The following is a 14067-nucleotide window of genomic DNA, read 5'->3' on the forward strand; positions in this document are numbered from 1 at the left end:
CGGTCAGGAATCCAGCCCCAGCTCGTCCGTGATGGCCGCGAGGTCACCCTCGCAGAGCATCTCGGCCGTCAGCCCCTCGGGCGGGAACTCCGCCTCCGTGAAGCCGAACGGCTCCATGATCTCGAGCCACTTCTCCTTGTCGCCGTTGATCTTGGCGAGCTCTTCGTTGTAGGCCTCGAGCAGCTCCGTGTCCCCCTTGCGGAACACCTCGGCGCCGGCGCCGATCTGCGCCACGCCGTCGATCGTGGCGACGAACGCGTCCGTGGCCTCGACGGGCTCGTCGGTGCTCTCCGCGAGCGCACGGATCGAGATACCGGTCAGCGCGAAGGCGTCGGCTCGGCCCGTCACGACGGCGTTCAGGCCGTCGGTCGAGTCGCCCACCGTGATCGTCTTGACCCCGGTCTTCTTGGCGTAGCCGTCCTCGATCGCGCCGCTCGTGACGGCGATGGTCAGGTCCGAGCCCTCCACCGACTGCCAGTCCGTCAGGCCCTCAGGGTTGCCCTCCGGGACGAGGAACGCCGTGGTGTACATGATGGTCGGCTCGGCGAACGCCGCCTGCGCACAACGGTCCGGCAGGATCGACATACCCGCGGACACGGTGTCATACCGGTTGGCGGTCAGCCCCGGGATCAGCGAGTCCCACTGCGTCTCGGTGCCCTCGACGTCGTCGACACCGAGCGCGCCGAAGATCTCCTTGTCGAGCGCGATCGTCGCGCCGGTGAGCTCGTCGCCGTCCATGTAGCTGTACGGCTTCTCGCCGTTGAAGGCGACGTTGACGGTGCCGGCGTCCTGGATCGCCTGGAGCGTCGAGCCCGCGCCGTCACCCGATCCGCCCTCGTCGACGCTCGAGCAGGCGGCCAGCGCGGTCATGGTGAGCACGGAACCGGCAGCGAGGTACGCCCGGCGGCGCTTCGTGGTCCTGGTGGACGACACGATGTCTCCCTTCGTCGCCCGGCGAGAGTCCGCGCCGAGCCGTTGGTCTGGACGGTGCGACACCGTAGCCGCGATGCCGACGCTACGACAATCTATGTATCCACATGTCGGATTGTCTACAATCAGCGAGGGCGCGCCGCCACGACGCGCTCCGTTCGGCGTCGTCGCAGGTCAGAGCGGCTTCGCCTGGACGAACGACTGTTTCGGACGGGCTCTGCAGGTCCGAAAACGCGGTCATGCCATGGTCACAAGAGGGTCACGATCTGGCCGGAGAGCCGCGGTGCGGGATGATATGTCCCGGTCGGACGGCTCCCGACCCCCTGGAAGGAGAGCAGATGACCCCGTCGTCACGGGCCCCCGTCGGCAGCGCACCGTTCCTGTCGCCGGTGACACGTCCGTCGACGGTCGACCTCATCGCCGTCGAGCTGCGCAACGCCGTCTACTCGGGCGCGCTGCCGGTGGGGTCGCCCATCCGCGAGGTCGAGATGTCGAGCCAGCTCGGCGTCAGCCGCGGGCCGTTCCGCGAGGCGGCGCAGCGCCTGGTCCAGGAGGGGCTGCTGCGCTCCGTCCCCGGCCGGGGCCTCAGCGTGGTGCGCATCGGCGCCGATCGCGTGCGGTCGCTGTACGAGTCGCGCACGACGGTCGAGACCTCCGCCGCCCGCCTCGCCGTCGAGCGCGCCACCGGGGCACAGGTCGCGACCGTCCGCGCCGCGCACGACGCCCTCGTCGCCGCGGAGCGCAGCGAGGACGCCCGGCGGGTGGGCGACGCCGACCTCAACGTGCACTGGTCGCTCGTCGCCGCCGGCGGCAACCCCTGGCTGCTGCGCTGGATGACGACGCTCATCGTGGAGGTCCGCATCGCGAGCTTCACGCTCAGCGAGGAGTACGCGGTCCGCAAGGACGCCGCCGAGTCGCACGTCGAGCTAGTGGAACGGCTCGAGGCGCGCGACGCGGACGGACTCGTCGCCGCGATCCGCACCAACCTCGAGGACGCCGTCGCCCGCCTGCTCGAGCCCGAGACCATCGAGGTCGAGACCTTCGACGAGCCCCGCCCGTCCCCCGCGCCCCGCCTCGACCCGATCACACCGACGTTCCCCGAGCCCTGAGGGCCGCGAGCTGCGCCCGCCGCTCGCGTTCGTAGTCCTCGGCCCGCCACGACGTCAGCCCGCCCACGACGATCGCCGCGGGCCGGCCGTCGTCGCCGGTCAGCACCTCGACCGGCTCTCCCGGCGCACCGAACCCGTCGTGGACCGGCAGGCGGAGCACGTCGCCGTCCACGTCCAGGCACGCGGCACCCGCCAGCGGGTCCTCGCGTCGCGGGTCGATCAGCCACAGCCGGCTGCCGAGGCGCACGACGTCGGTGAGCCCCCAGAGGCTCGCGAACCGGCCGGTCCGGCGGTCGAGGGCGGCAGCCTCCTCCGGTGTCGGCGCGCCGGCGTCGAGGGCGGTCGCCACCAGCGCGAACAGCCCGGTCGCGATCGTGTCGGCGGGGCCGTCGATCGCGTTCGTCAGCACGGACACGACGACGCGTCCCGCCGGGTCCGCCCAGGTGCGGCTGAGCTGCCCCGGGAACGCGCCGCCGTGCCCGACGACGCGGCGCCCCTCGATCTCCCGCGTCTCGAACCCCAGCCCGTAGCGGCGCACGCGGGCGTGCGGGCGGTCGATCACCGACTCGTCGCGCTGCAGCAGGCGGCGCGTCTCCGGCCGCAGCAGGTCGGAGCCGTCGGCGTGCGCCGCGAACCAGCGCGTCAGGTCGGACGCCGTCGAGCAGAAGCCCGTCGCCGCGGCCAGCGCGCCCGTGCGCACCGGGGCGACCGGCAGCCGCCCGTCGTCGGCGACCCCGAGTGCGGAGTGCCCGACGACGGCCCGCGCGCCGCCGCCGCCGTCGTCGAGCTCGGGCGCGGTGCGCTCCAGACCGAGCGGGCCGAGGAGGTCGCTCAGCACGTGCTGCGCGAACGGCACTCCCGTGACGGCCTCCACCACGAGCCCGAGCAGCCCGTACGCGAGGTTCGAGTACTTGAAGACCTCGCCGCGCCCGAGGACCAGCCCGTCCGTCGTCACGGCCTTCACCAGGGCGTCGCGACCCGGGAAGGGGCCGCCCAGCTGCCAGAAGTCCGCGTCGGTGCCGTCGCGCCGCACCCCGCCGGTGTGGCCGAGGGCCTCGCGAAGCGTGACACGCCCGACGACGGTGCCCGCGAGCTCCGCGAGGTGGATCTCGAACGGGTCGTCGAGGCGCAGCTCGCCCCGGTCCGCGAGGCGCGCGACCGCCGTCGCGGTGAACGTCTTGGAGTGCGAGGCCACGCGGAACACGTGGTCGGTGCCCAGCGGCTCGCCGGTGGTGATGTCGGCGACCCCCCACGCGCCCTCGAGGACCAGGTCGTCGGCCACGCGGACCGCGTACTGGACGCCCGGCACCCGGGCGAAGCCCGCCTGGGTGGCGACCCACGCGGCGAGGTGGTCGACGTCGAGCAGGTCGCGGACGGTGTGCGGGGAGGTCATGGCCGCCACCCTGTCACGGCGTTGGGATCATCCACGCCCGCGCGATGAGTTCGGCGTCTGCGGGCCGTCCTAGCCTGGGACGTGACGCACATCACCTCGACACCCGGGAGACCACATGTCCGCGTCCGACACCGGCCCGCCGCGCGACGACCTCGCCGTCGACGCCCGTGGGCTCGTCAAGCACTTCGCCACCCGCAAGCAGGTCACCAAGGCCGTCGACGGCGTCGACCTGCAGATCCCGACCGGCTCCGTCTTCGGTCTCCTGGGCCCGAACGGGGCCGGCAAGACCACGGTCGTGCGCATGCTCGCCACCCTGCTGCGGCCCGACGCGGGCACGGCCCGCGTCCTCGGGCACGACGTCGTGGGCGAGGCCGACGCCGTCCGCAGCGCCGTCGGGCTCACCGGTCAGTACGCCTCCGTGGACGAGGACCTGACCGGCACCGAGAACCTGCTCATGCTGGCCCGCCTCTACGGCTTCACGGGGACGGCGGCACGCCGGCGCGTCGAGGGGCTGCTCGACGCGTTCAGCCTGTCGGACGCCGGGCCTCGGCAGGTCAAGACCTACTCCGGCGGCATGCGGCGGCGCATCGACCTGGCCGCGTCGCTCGTGCTGGCCCCCCGCGTGCTGTTCCTCGACGAGCCCACCACCGGGCTCGACCCACGCAGCCGCAACCAGGTGTGGGACATCGTCCGCGTGCTCGTCGCCGACGGCGCCACCGTGCTGCTCACCACCCAGTACCTCGAGGAGGCGGACCAGCTCGCCGACCGGATCGCGGTCATCGACCACGGCAAGGTCATCGCGCAGGGCACGTCCACCGAGCTCAAGCGGTCCGTGGGCCAGGGCGCGGTGACGATGCGGCTGGCCGACGCCGGCCAGCGGTCGGCCGCGGCGAGCGTCGTCGAGAAGGTGCTCGGCACCGAGCCGACGCTGGCCACCGACCCGTATGCCCTCTCCGCCCGGGTGCCCGACGACGGAGCCGACGCCGTCGCACAGCTGCTGCCCGCGCTCGGCGACGCGGGCATCGCCGTGCCCGAGTTCACCCTGGGCCAGCCGAGCCTCGACGAGGTGTTCCTGACCATCACGGGCAAGCCGCTGCCGGCCGACGACGAGGCCGAGCCCGCCGACGCCCAGGAGGTGTCCCGATGACCGCGTCCGCCGAACCAGCCGAGATCACGACCACCACCCTGCGCCAGGCCGTGGCGCTCGCCGAGCGTCCCGCGCGCCCGTCGGCGATCGCGATGACGCTCACCTTCGGGTGGCGGGCGCTGCTGAAGATCAAGCACGTCCCCGAGCAGCTGTTCGACGTGCTGGTCTCCCCGGTGATCTTCACGCTGATGTTCACGTACCTGTTCGGGGGTGCGCTGGCGGGCTCGACGTCCGCCTACATCCAGTTCCTGCTGCCCGGCATCCTGGTGCAGACCATCGTGATCGTCACCGTGTACACCGGCTATACGCTCAACACGGACATCACCAAGGGCGTCTTCGACCGGTTCCGGTCCCTGCCGATCTGGCGGCCGGCGCCGATCGTCGGAGCCCTGCTGGGCGACACCGTGCGGTACTCCATCGCGTCGGTGATGACGATCGGGCTGGGCCTGATCCTCGGGTTCCGCCCCGAGGGCGGGTTCGTGGGCGTCGTGCTCGGCGTGCTGCTGCTGCTCGTCTTCGCGTTCTCGCTGAGCTGGATCTTCACCATCCTGGGCCTGCTGCTGCGGACGCCGAACGCCGTGATGGGCGTGTCGATGATGGTGCTGATGCCGCTGACCTTCGCGTCGAACATCTTCGTCGACCCGTCGACCATGCCCGCCGCCCTGCAGCGGTTCGTCGAAATCAACCCGGTCACGCACCTCGTCACCGCCGTGCGTGGGCTGATGGCCGGGCAGCCCGACGGCAGCGAGATCGTCTGGGTGCTCGTCGCCTCCGTGGTCCTCACCGGCGTCTTCGGCCCCATCACCATGCACCTCTACCGCACCCGCCACTGAGCCGCGGTGCCGCGAGCATGACGGTGGCCCACCCCCACGCGGGGAGCGGGCCACCGTCGTGCTCACCCGCGTCAGGCGGCGGAGGCGGGGTCCTCGCTGAGCTCCTCGTCGCACTTGCGCGTCACGACGAGCACCGGGCAGGCGGAGTGGTGCAGCACCGCCTGGCTGGTCGACCCGAGGAGCAGCCCCCGGAACCCACCGCGGCCGCGGGAGCCGACGACGACGAGGTCTGCGCCGGTGGAGAACTCGGTGAGCAGCTCGGCGCCGGTGCCGTCCAGCACGTGCCGCTTGATCGTGACCCCCGGGTTCGCGGCCTGTGCCCGGTCCACGGTGACGTCCAGGCCGGCCTTGACGTCGGCGAGCACGGTCTCGTGGTCGATCTGCGACGGCAGCCACGCCAGGATGCCGGCGCCCCCGCCGAGCGGGACCCCCGCGACGGCGACGAGCTCCGCGTCCCACGCCCTCGCCTGCGCGACGGCGTGCTTCAGCGCGACCTCCGCCGACGGCGACCCGTCGACGCCCACGACGATGCGACGTACCTCGTGCACCACGTCGCCGTCGCGCCGCTCCGTGACGTCGGTGCTGCCGCCGTCCGTACCGCGGTACGGCACCACCACCGTGGGGCAGTGCGCGTGCGCCGGAAGCGCGGACGAGACGGTACCGAGCAGCCGCTCGGTGAACCCGCCCTTACCCCGCGTGCCCACGACCGCGAGGGCGTGCTCCCGGGACATCTCGACGAGCACTCCCGCCGCGTCCCCGGTCGCGACCGTCCCCGTCACGGGGACGCCGCTGGCGGCCACGCGCTCCTCCGCCTCGGCGAGCACCGCCTTGGCACCCTCCTGGATCGCGGTGTCGTCCAGGGCGGCATACCCCCCGTCGAGCGAGGCGGCCGTGAACGACGGCAACGAGTAGGAACACACCACGTGCAGTCCCCACCCCACGCGCCGCGCGTACGCGGCGGCCCAGTCGAGGGCGTGCAGGCTGGCTGCAGACCCGTCGACACCTACCAGGACGACCTCAGGCCGTGTCATCTTGCGCCTCCTGTCCGCTGGCGAGGAGCCCGCCCTCGTCGTCGAGGGCGCCTCGTTCAAGCGTAGCGAAAGGATGGCGCAAGGCACAGCAAAGCGGGCCCGTGACGCGCCGACCCCCGGGCTCGTAGAGCACGGGGGTCGGCGGCGAAACGGTGCGGCGCGGTCACCGCGGGGAGGATCAGAACACGCGCAGGTACACGGAGTCCGACTCCGACTGCCACATCTTGTGGTAGCCGGTCTCCCAGCCGATCGGGCGGGAGGCCTCGACGACCATGCCGTCACCCGCGTAGATGCCGATGTGGCCGGGGCTCCAGATGAGGTCGCCAGGCTGCAGCTCGGAGGCCGAGATCTGGCGGCCGGCATAGCGCTGATCCGAGGAGGTCCGCGGCAGGTCGATGCCGAGCTGGCCGTAGACGTAGGAGGTCAGGCCCGAGCAGTCGAAGCCGGACGGGCTGGCCCCGCCGACCACGTACGGGGTGCCGACGTAGCGCATCGCGATCGAGACGGCCTGCTGGCCGAGCGACGAGTTGGAGGAGGTCTCGGCCTCTGCCGGGGCCTCGGTGCGCTCCGCGGAGCGCGAGGCGGTCTCCGTCGTGGAGCGCTCGGTGGTCGAGGCCTCCTCGACGACGGGCTCGGGCTCCGGCTCCGGCTCCGGCTCGGGAGCCGGGGTGATCTCGGCCTTGGCCGCGATCTTCTTGTTGATGGTCTCGACGTCGACCTTCGCCCCGGCCTCGACCGTGACGACCGGAGCCGCCTCGAGGGCCTCGCGGGCCTGGTCGCTCAGGGCGCCCAGGTCGACGGTGCTGAGCTTCTTCGCCGAGTCGGTGTCGACCGGCGCCGCCTGCGCGGCACCCGCGCTGGCGAAGGTCGAGACGAGCAGGCCGCCGGCAGCAGCGGCGACGACGGCCCGACGACCGGTCACCGTCGAGCTGACGCTCTGGACCAGCCCGCCGAGCGGACGGCGCGCGGCACGGTGCCGGGCGCGCGTGGTACGTGCGTTCACGTGTTCCCTCTCCTGTCGCCTACGAGGTCAGCTGTCGGGTTCGGGTGGGAGAAACACCCGGCCTCACGGACCACGGTCCGTGCGGCTTCACCCCAAGGACGCTGTGTGCAACAGCGCCCGAAATTGGGTCCCCCGCCCCTGCGTGCGGTTAAGGTCCTCGACCGGCTGCAGGGCTCGGCGTTCCGGTCGAGACCCGGCGGATGACCGCCGAGTGGTTGACACCGTAGCGGACGTGAGCGGCGATGTCACGTTTCGATCACGGCGGCTGTGGACGACGCTCCCGCGACCGCATCCGCCCAGGTCGAACCGGTTACCCGGACACGACGAAGCCCCGCCGCGCGGAGGGCGCGGCGGGGCTTCTGTGACGCGTCGGACAGTGTCAGCCGACGCGGATGAAGGTGGGGTTCGACTGCCAGATCGCGCGGTACTTCACGACGTCGCCCGGCTTCGGGGCGTCGATCTGCATGCCGTCGCCGGCGTAGATCGCGACGTGGCCCGGGGTCCAGACCAGGTCGCCCGGCTGGGCCTCGGAGGCGGAGACGACGGTGCCGGCGTAACGCTGCGCCGACGACGTGCGGGGCAGGCTGATGCCGGCCTGCGCGTAGACGTACTGCGTCAGGCCCGAGCAGTCGAAACCGGACGGGCTGGTGCCGCCGGAGACGTAGGGGACGCCGACGTAACGCATCGCGATGGAGACGATCGACGAACCGGCGGCCGACGCGGGCGCCTCGACAGCGGTGCGCTCCTCGGAGCGGGACGCGGTGTCGGTGGTGCGCGACGACTCGTCGTCGGCGGAGGTGTCGGCGACGACCTCCTCGACGACGGGCTCCGGCTCCGGCTCGGGCGCCGGCGTGATCTCGGCGCCCGCCGCGATCTTCGCGGTGACCTTCTCGACGTCGACCTTCGCCTTGGCGTCGACGGTCACGACCGGGGCGGCCTCGAGGGCCTCCCGGGCCTGGTCGGTCAGGGCACCGAGGTCGACGGTGCTGAGCTTCTGGGCGGCGTCGCTGTCGACCGGGGCCGCCTGCGCGGCGCTCGCGCCGGCGAAGGTCGAGACCAGGAGGCCACCGGCGGTGGCGACGACGGCCGCACGGCGACCGGCGACGCCGGACGGGGCGAGGGCGATCGGACGACGGGCGGCGCGATGCCGGCCGTGGTTCGTGCGTGCGCTCACGTGTCTACCTCTCCTGTCGCCTGCGAGGTCAGCTGTCGGGTTCGGGTGGGAGAAACACCCGGCCGTCCGTGCCCGAGAACGGGCCGTCCGGCTTCACCCCAAGGACGTCGTCACCGACGCCCGAAGTGGGTCCCCCGCTCCTGCCGTGCGGATGTCCGTGGAGCTCGGCCGGTGGCAGGGTTCGGCGTCCGGTCGAGCGCCCGCAGGATGAGCTCCGGCGAGCGACCCCGACCGTACCGGAAGACCCCCGGCGATGTCACGCTGCGGTCACGATCTGGCGTGCCGCCCCCGCACCAGGGTCGCGCCGCAGGTCAGCGGCTCGCGACGAACAGGTGCTTCGCCAGCTCCTCGGGCAGGTCGAGCACGACCCCGGAGCCCTCGACCTCGACCGACACGTCGTCCCCGGCCGCACGCGCGGTGATCTGCGCCCCGGGCACGACACCGGACTCCGCGAGGCGGGCCAGCAGCTCGATGTCCACCTGCAGCGGCTCGGCGATCCGCTGGAGCACCAGCTCCACGCCGTCGCCGTCGGCCGTACCGGCCACCCGACGCGCCTCGAGCACCCCGGGCAACGACTGCACGCCCTCGAGGAACGGCACGTCCTGGTACTGCTCGCCGAGCTCCGACAGGCCCGGGATCGGGTTGCCGTACGGGTCCGCGTGCGGGTGGTCGAGCAGGGTGACGAGGCGCTTCTCGACGAGGTCGCTCATCACGTGCTCCCAGCGGCACGCCTCGGTGTGCACGTGCTCCCAGTCGAGCTTGATCACGTCCGTGAGGAGGCGCTCGGCCAGCCGGTGCTTGCGCATCACGCGGGTCGCCTTGGCCTGGCCGGCAGAGGTGAGCTCGAGGTGGCGGTCGCCCGTCACGACGACGAGCCCGTCGCGCTCCATGCGCGCGATCGTCTGCGACACCGTCGGCCCGGAGTGCCCCAGACGCTCCGCGATCCGGGCACGGAGCGGCGGGATGCCCTCCTCACCGAGCTCGTAGATCGTCTTGAGATACATCTCGGTGGTGTCGATCAGGTCGGTCACGTCCACTCCCGTCGTTCGGCGCGGCCTAGTCTATTCGCACGCGTGGGCGCAGGCGGGTCGCGCGGCGCCGTCGTGCGTGCCCGCGCGCCATCCTGCCCTGCCCCACCGACGACCGCCGCTCCCCGCCGGAACCGGAGACCCGATGCCCACCGCGCCGACCCTCGTCATCCCCACGTCGCTCCTGCCGGCCGACGGTCGGTTCGGGTCCGGCCCGTCGAAGGTCAGGGCCGCCCAGGTGGCGGCGCTGGCCACGGCGGGCGACCCGGCGGCCCCGGTGCTGGGGACGTCGCACCGCCAGCCCCCGGTCAAGGACCTGGTGCGCCGGGTCCGCACCGGCCTCGCCGACCTGTTCGACCTGCCCGACGGCTACGAGGTGGCGCTGGGCAACGGTGGCTCGTCGGCGTTCTGGGAGGTGGCCGCGGCCTGCCTCGTGGAGCGTCGCGCGCAGCACGCGGTGTTCGGGGAGTTCGGCGGCAAGTTCGCCTCGGCGACCACGCGCGCGCCCTTCCTCGCCGACCCGCACGTCGTGCAGGCCGCGCCCGGCACGGTGGCGCACCTCGAGCGCGCGGACGACGTCGACGTGTACGCGACCCCGCACAACGAGACCTCGACCGGCGCGATGGCGCCCGTGCGCCAGGTGCAGGACGCCCGCGCGGACGGGGCCCTGCTCCTCGTGGACGCGACGTCCGGGGCAGGGGCGCTGCCCGTCGACGTCGCCGACACCGACGTCTACTACTTCGGCCCGCAGAAGGTCTTCGCGGCCGACGGCGGCCTGTGGCTCGCCGTCTGCTCCCCCGCCGCCGTCGAGCGGGCCGCGCGCGTCGAGGCGACCGCCGGGACGGCCACGGGGCGGTGGGTGCCGGAGTTCCTCTCCCTGACCACCGCGCTGGCCAACTCGCGCCTCGACCAGACCCTGAACACGCCCGCCGTCGCGACGCTGGTGCTGCTGGCCGAGCAGGTCGAGTGGCTCGTGACGCAGGGCGGGCTCCCCTGGTCGAGCGCGCGGTGCGCCGAGTCCGCCGGGGCCCTGTACGACTGGGCCGGCGCGCGCGACTGGGCGTCGCCGTTCGTCGCCGACCCGGACGAGCGCTCCACCGTCGTGGCGACCATCGACCTGGACGACGCGATCGACGCGACCCAGGTCGTGCGGGTGCTCCGCGAGAACGGCGTCCTCGACGTGTTCCCCTACCGCAAGCTCGGCCGCAACCAGCTGCGCGTGGGCGTCTTCCCCGCCGTCGAGCCCGACGACGTGCGCGCCCTCACGGCGTGCGTGGACCACGTGGTGGAGCACCTGGGCTGACACCTCCCCGGCGCCCGCCGGCTGGGACCTCGCGTCGTCGCAGGTCAGCGGTCATTTTTCACCCGTTAGGTCACGGGCTGATAACGTGCCGCCTCGTCATTGGACGGGCGAAGTCGCCGGGAGGCCCCGAATGCCTGAGATGCACCACTTCACGTATGGGCTCATCACCCCGCTGCTCGCGTACGTCGCGTCGTGCCTGGGCGCCGCCACCGGCTTGTCGGCCACGTCGCGTGCCCGCGCCGCGACGGACACGAAGACCCGAGCGGCCTGGCTCCTCGTGGGCTCCGTCGCCATCGGCGGTACCGGCGTGTGGGTGATGCACTTCGTCGCCATGCTCGGCTTCACCGTCTCCGACATGCCGATCAACTACGACATCCCCCAGACGGTCCTCAGCGCGCTCGTCGCCGTGGTGGTCGTCGCGATCGGGCTGTTCCTCGTCGGCTTCGGCGGCGACCGCCCCCTGTGGCTGATCTCGGGCGGCGTCGTCGCCGGCCTGGGCGTCGCCGCCATGCATTACATGGGTATCGCCGCCATGCGCATGTCGGGCCACATGGAGTTCTCCCTGCCCGTCGTCGGCCTCTCGGTGCTCATCGCGATCGTCGCGGCGACCGCCGCTCTCTGGCTCAGTGTGAACGTGCGCGGCCGTGCCGCGACCCTGGGCGCGGCGCTCATCATGGGCATCGCGGTCAGCGGCATGCACTACACGGGCATGGCCGCGCTGACGATCACCGGCAACGCGGGCGTGCCGACGAGCGGCACGACCGCCATCGACCTGCTCGGACCCCTCATCCTCGGGATCGCCGCGCTCACCGTCGCGCTGATCTTCGTCGTCCTGATGTGGCCGAACGAGGACGAGATGCGCGACCAGCAGGAGTTCGAGGCCCGGATGCAGCGGCAGCGGACCGGCATCACGCCGCCCGCGCGGCGCGGCGCCCGGCGCGAGCCGACCGCACCTCGGCACTGACCCCCCGGTAGCGAACCCCAGCGCTGGACCTCGGCACCGGACGGGGTGCCCGCGACGGTCAGGCCGTCGTCGGCACCCGCTCCGCGTCCGCCCGGCTCAGCTCGCGCCGGACGCCGTCGCGCGTGGTGACGCCCTGCAGCACCTCGCGGTCGAGGTAGACGACCTCCAGGTGCGGGCGGGACAGCACCCTGTAGCGCACCCGCAGGTGCCAGCGCCGCACGGCCCACACGGTGGCGGCCGACGCGACGAGGAACGTCGCGATCGAGCCGACCAGGATCGACCAGCGCGGCCCCCAGGCCTCCCCGATCCAGCCGACGATCGGCGACCCGATCGGCGTCGCGCCCTGGAAGATCATGATGTAGAGCGCCATCACGCGGCCGCGCATGACGGGGTCGGTGGATACCTGCAGCGCGCTGTTCGCCGCCGTCATCATCGTGAGCGACGCCAGCCCCACCGGGATGCACGCGACGACGAACGACGAGTACGTGGGCATCAGGCCGAGCACCGCCGTCGTGACCGCGAAGGCGAACGCCGAGCCGATGACGAGCCGCACCCGGGGGCGGTCGCGACGGGCGGCCAGCAGGGCCCCCGCGAGGGAGCCGATGGCCAGCACCGAGCCGAGGATCCCGTACTCGCTCGCCCCGCGCCCGAACTCGACGCGCGCCATGAGCGCGGAGGTGAGCTGGAAGTTCAGCCCGAACGTCGAGACGACGAACATCACCACCATGATCACGACGATGTCGGAGCGCTCGCGCACGTAGCGCACCCCCTCGCGGATCTGCCCCTTCGCGCGCGGCGCGGCCGGCTGGGGGCGCAGCTCGCGCACGCGCATCAGGGCCAGCGCGGCGATCGTCGCGCCGAACGTGACGCCGTTGATCATGAACACCCAGCCGGCACCGACGGCCGCGATCAGGAGGCCGGCGACGCCGGGGCCGATGAGTCGGGCGGCGTTGAACGACGCACTGTTCAGCCCGACGGCGTTGGCCAGCTTGTCGTGGGGCACCATGTCGGCGACGAACGTCTGGCGGGCGGGGTTGTCCAGCGCGGAGACCACGCCGAGCAGCAGCGCGAACACGTAGACGTGCCACAGCTCCGCCCGCCCGGACAGCACGAGAGCGCCGAGCCCGAGCGCCAGGACTCCCATGCCGCCCTGGGTGGCCATGAGGAGGCGACGGCGCGGCAGCCGGTCGGCGAGCACGCCCGCCCACGGGGACAGCAGCAGGAACGGCACGAACTGGAGCGCGGTGGTGAGGCCGACGGCGATGCCGGAGTCGTCGCTGAGGTCGGTGAGGACGATCCAGTCCTGCGCGATGCGCTGCATCCACGTGCCGACGTTGGCGACGAGGGCCGCGGCGAACCAGATGCGGTAGTTCGTGTACTTCAGGGAAGAGAAGGTGGCGCTCATCGGTCGAGACCCCCGGTCGGTGCATCGCTCGCGGGGGGCACGTGTCTCCTGTTCCTCGGGTGTCGTCGACCTGGGCAACAGGCTATCGAATCGTTCTATTCCCCGCCCGGGGAGTGACCCGTCCCACGCCGTCGACGGAGTCCAGTACGGTGAGCGCCGTGCGCACCGAGATGTCCCTCGCGGAGACCCTGAACGAGCTCGGCCTCCTGGGAGGCCGGACCCTGCCCCGCTTCGTCACGTCCGTCGGCGGCGCCGGCGACGAGCTCGAGGTCGTGGCCGACGCCCGCGCGGTGAAGAACCTGCCCGGCCCCCTCAAGCTCGCCACCCGTCTCGTGCCCGCCGTCCGGTCGCGGCTGCGGGTCGAGAGCTTCGACGGCGGAGTCGCGGTGCTGGCCGTCGACGCGAGCGCGGGCGGCCTGCCCGCGCACAAGCTGCTCGGGCTCGCGAAGCACCGCATCGAGTCCGTCCTGGCCGCCAAGGGCCTGCCCGCCGGCTCCGTCCAGATCCGCCCCGACGCGCGCATCGCGCTCGACGTGCAGCGGCTGCTCGCCGCCCGCCACCCCGGCACCGTCGTGCAGGGTATGTCGTTCACCGACGGCCGCGTCGCCGTGGACACCGCCGCCTGACGATCGCCGGTCGGGCCTGTCGAGATCGCGGACCGGGTCTCGACAGGCGCGGGAGGTGAAGCCGCCGAGCATCGGGGTGCCGGAGTCGTCCCCGACGGTCGCGGCAGGTGCGAGCCGTCGC

13 protein-coding genes and 2 riboswitches are annotated in these 14067 nt (G+C 72.8%); of the genes, 6 read left to right on the forward strand and 7 right to left on the reverse strand.

The window, feature by feature from the left end; translation table 11 throughout:
- Positions 1-3: 3 nt before the first annotated feature.
- A complete protein-coding gene (locus tag B5Y66_RS02700) occupies positions 4-933 on the reverse strand; it encodes a transporter substrate-binding domain-containing protein (RefSeq protein WP_079570578.1) in 930 nt (309 codons plus the stop codon).
- Between the two features lie 335 nt (positions 934-1268).
- Between B5Y66_RS02700 and B5Y66_RS02705 the strand changes: the two genes are divergently transcribed.
- Complete coding sequence (locus tag B5Y66_RS02705; protein ID WP_176168758.1) at positions 1269-2039, forward strand: GntR family transcriptional regulator; 771 nt, start codon at positions 1269-1271, stop codon at positions 2037-2039.
- Here B5Y66_RS02705 and B5Y66_RS02710 read toward each other — a convergent pair.
- Positions 2014-3432: a serine hydrolase domain-containing protein gene (locus B5Y66_RS02710; protein ID WP_079570584.1), complete on the reverse strand. Its 1419-nt coding sequence runs from the start codon at positions 3430-3432 to the stop codon at positions 2014-2016. The genes B5Y66_RS02705 and B5Y66_RS02710 overlap by 26 nt on opposite strands.
- A 115-nt stretch (positions 3433-3547) precedes the next feature.
- Here B5Y66_RS02710 and B5Y66_RS02715 point away from each other — a divergent pair, with 115 nt between their 5' ends.
- Both B5Y66_RS02715 and B5Y66_RS02720 read left to right on the forward strand, forming a co-directional pair.
- Complete coding sequence (locus tag B5Y66_RS02715; RefSeq protein ID WP_079570586.1) at positions 3548-4579, forward strand: ATP-binding cassette domain-containing protein; 1032 nt, start codon at positions 3548-3550, stop codon at positions 4577-4579.
- Entirely contained in the window at positions 4576-5412 is an 837-nt protein-coding gene (locus tag B5Y66_RS02720) for an ABC transporter permease (RefSeq protein ID WP_079570589.1), read from the forward strand. Before B5Y66_RS02715 ends, B5Y66_RS02720 begins: the two co-directional genes overlap by 4 nt.
- A 71-nt stretch (positions 5413-5483) precedes the next feature.
- Here the strand turns inward: B5Y66_RS02720 and B5Y66_RS02725 are convergent, their stop codons facing one another.
- From B5Y66_RS02725 to B5Y66_RS02740, 4 genes are all read right to left on the reverse strand, one after another.
- The gene (locus tag B5Y66_RS02725) at positions 5484-6443 is read right to left on the reverse strand and encodes a universal stress protein (RefSeq protein ID WP_079570592.1); all 960 of its coding nucleotides are present in this window, start codon (positions 6441-6443) and stop codon (positions 5484-5486) included.
- 178 nt (positions 6444-6621) lie between these two features.
- Positions 6622-7446 carry a C40 family peptidase gene (locus B5Y66_RS02730; protein ID WP_079570595.1) on the reverse strand — a complete coding sequence of 275 codons (825 nt, stop codon included), beginning with the start codon at positions 7444-7446 and terminating at the stop codon, positions 6622-6624.
- A riboswitch (cyclic di-AMP (ydaO/yuaA leader) is annotated at positions 7447-7612 on the reverse strand.
- A 213-nt stretch (positions 7613-7825) separates the two neighbouring features.
- Entirely contained in the window at positions 7826-8620 is a 795-nt protein-coding gene (locus B5Y66_RS02735; protein ID WP_079570597.1) for a C40 family peptidase, read from the reverse strand.
- 3 nt (positions 8621-8623) lie between these two features.
- Positions 8624-8800, reverse strand: a riboswitch (cyclic di-AMP (ydaO/yuaA leader).
- Between the two features lie 131 nt (positions 8801-8931).
- The gene (locus tag B5Y66_RS02740; protein WP_079571724.1) at positions 8932-9651 is read right to left on the reverse strand and encodes a metal-dependent transcriptional regulator; all 720 of its coding nucleotides are present in this window, start codon (positions 9649-9651) and stop codon (positions 8932-8934) included.
- 142 nt (positions 9652-9793) lie between these two features.
- Here B5Y66_RS02740 and serC point away from each other — a divergent pair, with 142 nt between their 5' ends.
- Positions 9794-10951 carry a phosphoserine transaminase gene (serC, locus tag B5Y66_RS02745; protein WP_079570600.1) on the forward strand — a complete coding sequence of 386 codons (1158 nt, stop codon included), beginning with the start codon at positions 9794-9796 and terminating at the stop codon, positions 10949-10951.
- A 130-nt stretch (positions 10952-11081) separates the two neighbouring features.
- Positions 11082-11915 (forward strand): MHYT domain-containing protein, encoded by an 834-nt coding sequence (locus tag B5Y66_RS02750; protein WP_079570603.1) that lies wholly within the window; start codon positions 11082-11084, stop codon positions 11913-11915.
- A 58-nt stretch (positions 11916-11973) separates the two neighbouring features.
- Here the strand turns inward: B5Y66_RS02750 and B5Y66_RS02755 are convergent, their stop codons facing one another.
- Positions 11974-13320 carry an MFS transporter gene (locus B5Y66_RS02755; protein ID WP_079570608.1) on the reverse strand — a complete coding sequence of 449 codons (1347 nt, stop codon included), beginning with the start codon at positions 13318-13320 and terminating at the stop codon, positions 11974-11976.
- Positions 13321-13478: 158 nt separating this feature from the next.
- Here B5Y66_RS02755 and B5Y66_RS02760 point away from each other — a divergent pair, with 158 nt between their 5' ends.
- Positions 13479-13946 carry a hypothetical protein gene (locus B5Y66_RS02760; protein ID WP_139820682.1) on the forward strand — a complete coding sequence of 156 codons (468 nt, stop codon included), beginning with the start codon at positions 13479-13481 and terminating at the stop codon, positions 13944-13946.
- The last annotated feature ends 121 nt before the right edge of the window (positions 13947-14067 follow it).

It is taken from the genome of Krasilnikoviella flava, assembly GCF_900167525.1.
GTDB lineage: Bacteria > Actinomycetota > Actinomycetes > Actinomycetales > Cellulomonadaceae > Isoptericola > Isoptericola flavus.

Excerpts from the sequence above, each read along its gene's own strand:
- serC (WP_079570600.1), top strand. The coding sequence starts at position 9,794 with ATGCCCACCGCGCCGACCCTCGTCATCCCCACGTCGCTCCTGCCGGCC.
- B5Y66_RS02750 (WP_079570603.1), top strand. The coding sequence starts at position 11,082 with ATGCCTGAGATGCACCACTTCACGTATGGGCTCATCACCCCGCTGCTC.
- B5Y66_RS02755 (WP_079570608.1), bottom strand. The coding sequence starts at position 13,320 with ATGAGCGCCACCTTCTCTTCCCTGAAGTACACGAACTACCGCATCTGG.
- B5Y66_RS02725 (WP_079570592.1), bottom strand. The coding sequence starts at position 6,443 with ATGACACGGCCTGAGGTCGTCCTGGTAGGTGTCGACGGGTCTGCAGCC.
- B5Y66_RS02715 (WP_079570586.1), top strand. The coding sequence starts at position 3,548 with ATGTCCGCGTCCGACACCGGCCCGCCGCGCGACGACCTCGCCGTCGAC.
- B5Y66_RS02710 (WP_079570584.1), bottom strand. The coding sequence starts at position 3,432 with ATGACCTCCCCGCACACCGTCCGCGACCTGCTCGACGTCGACCACCTC.
- B5Y66_RS02720 (WP_079570589.1), top strand. The coding sequence starts at position 4,576 with ATGACCGCGTCCGCCGAACCAGCCGAGATCACGACCACCACCCTGCGC.
- B5Y66_RS02705 (WP_176168758.1), top strand. The coding sequence starts at position 1,269 with ATGACCCCGTCGTCACGGGCCCCCGTCGGCAGCGCACCGTTCCTGTCG.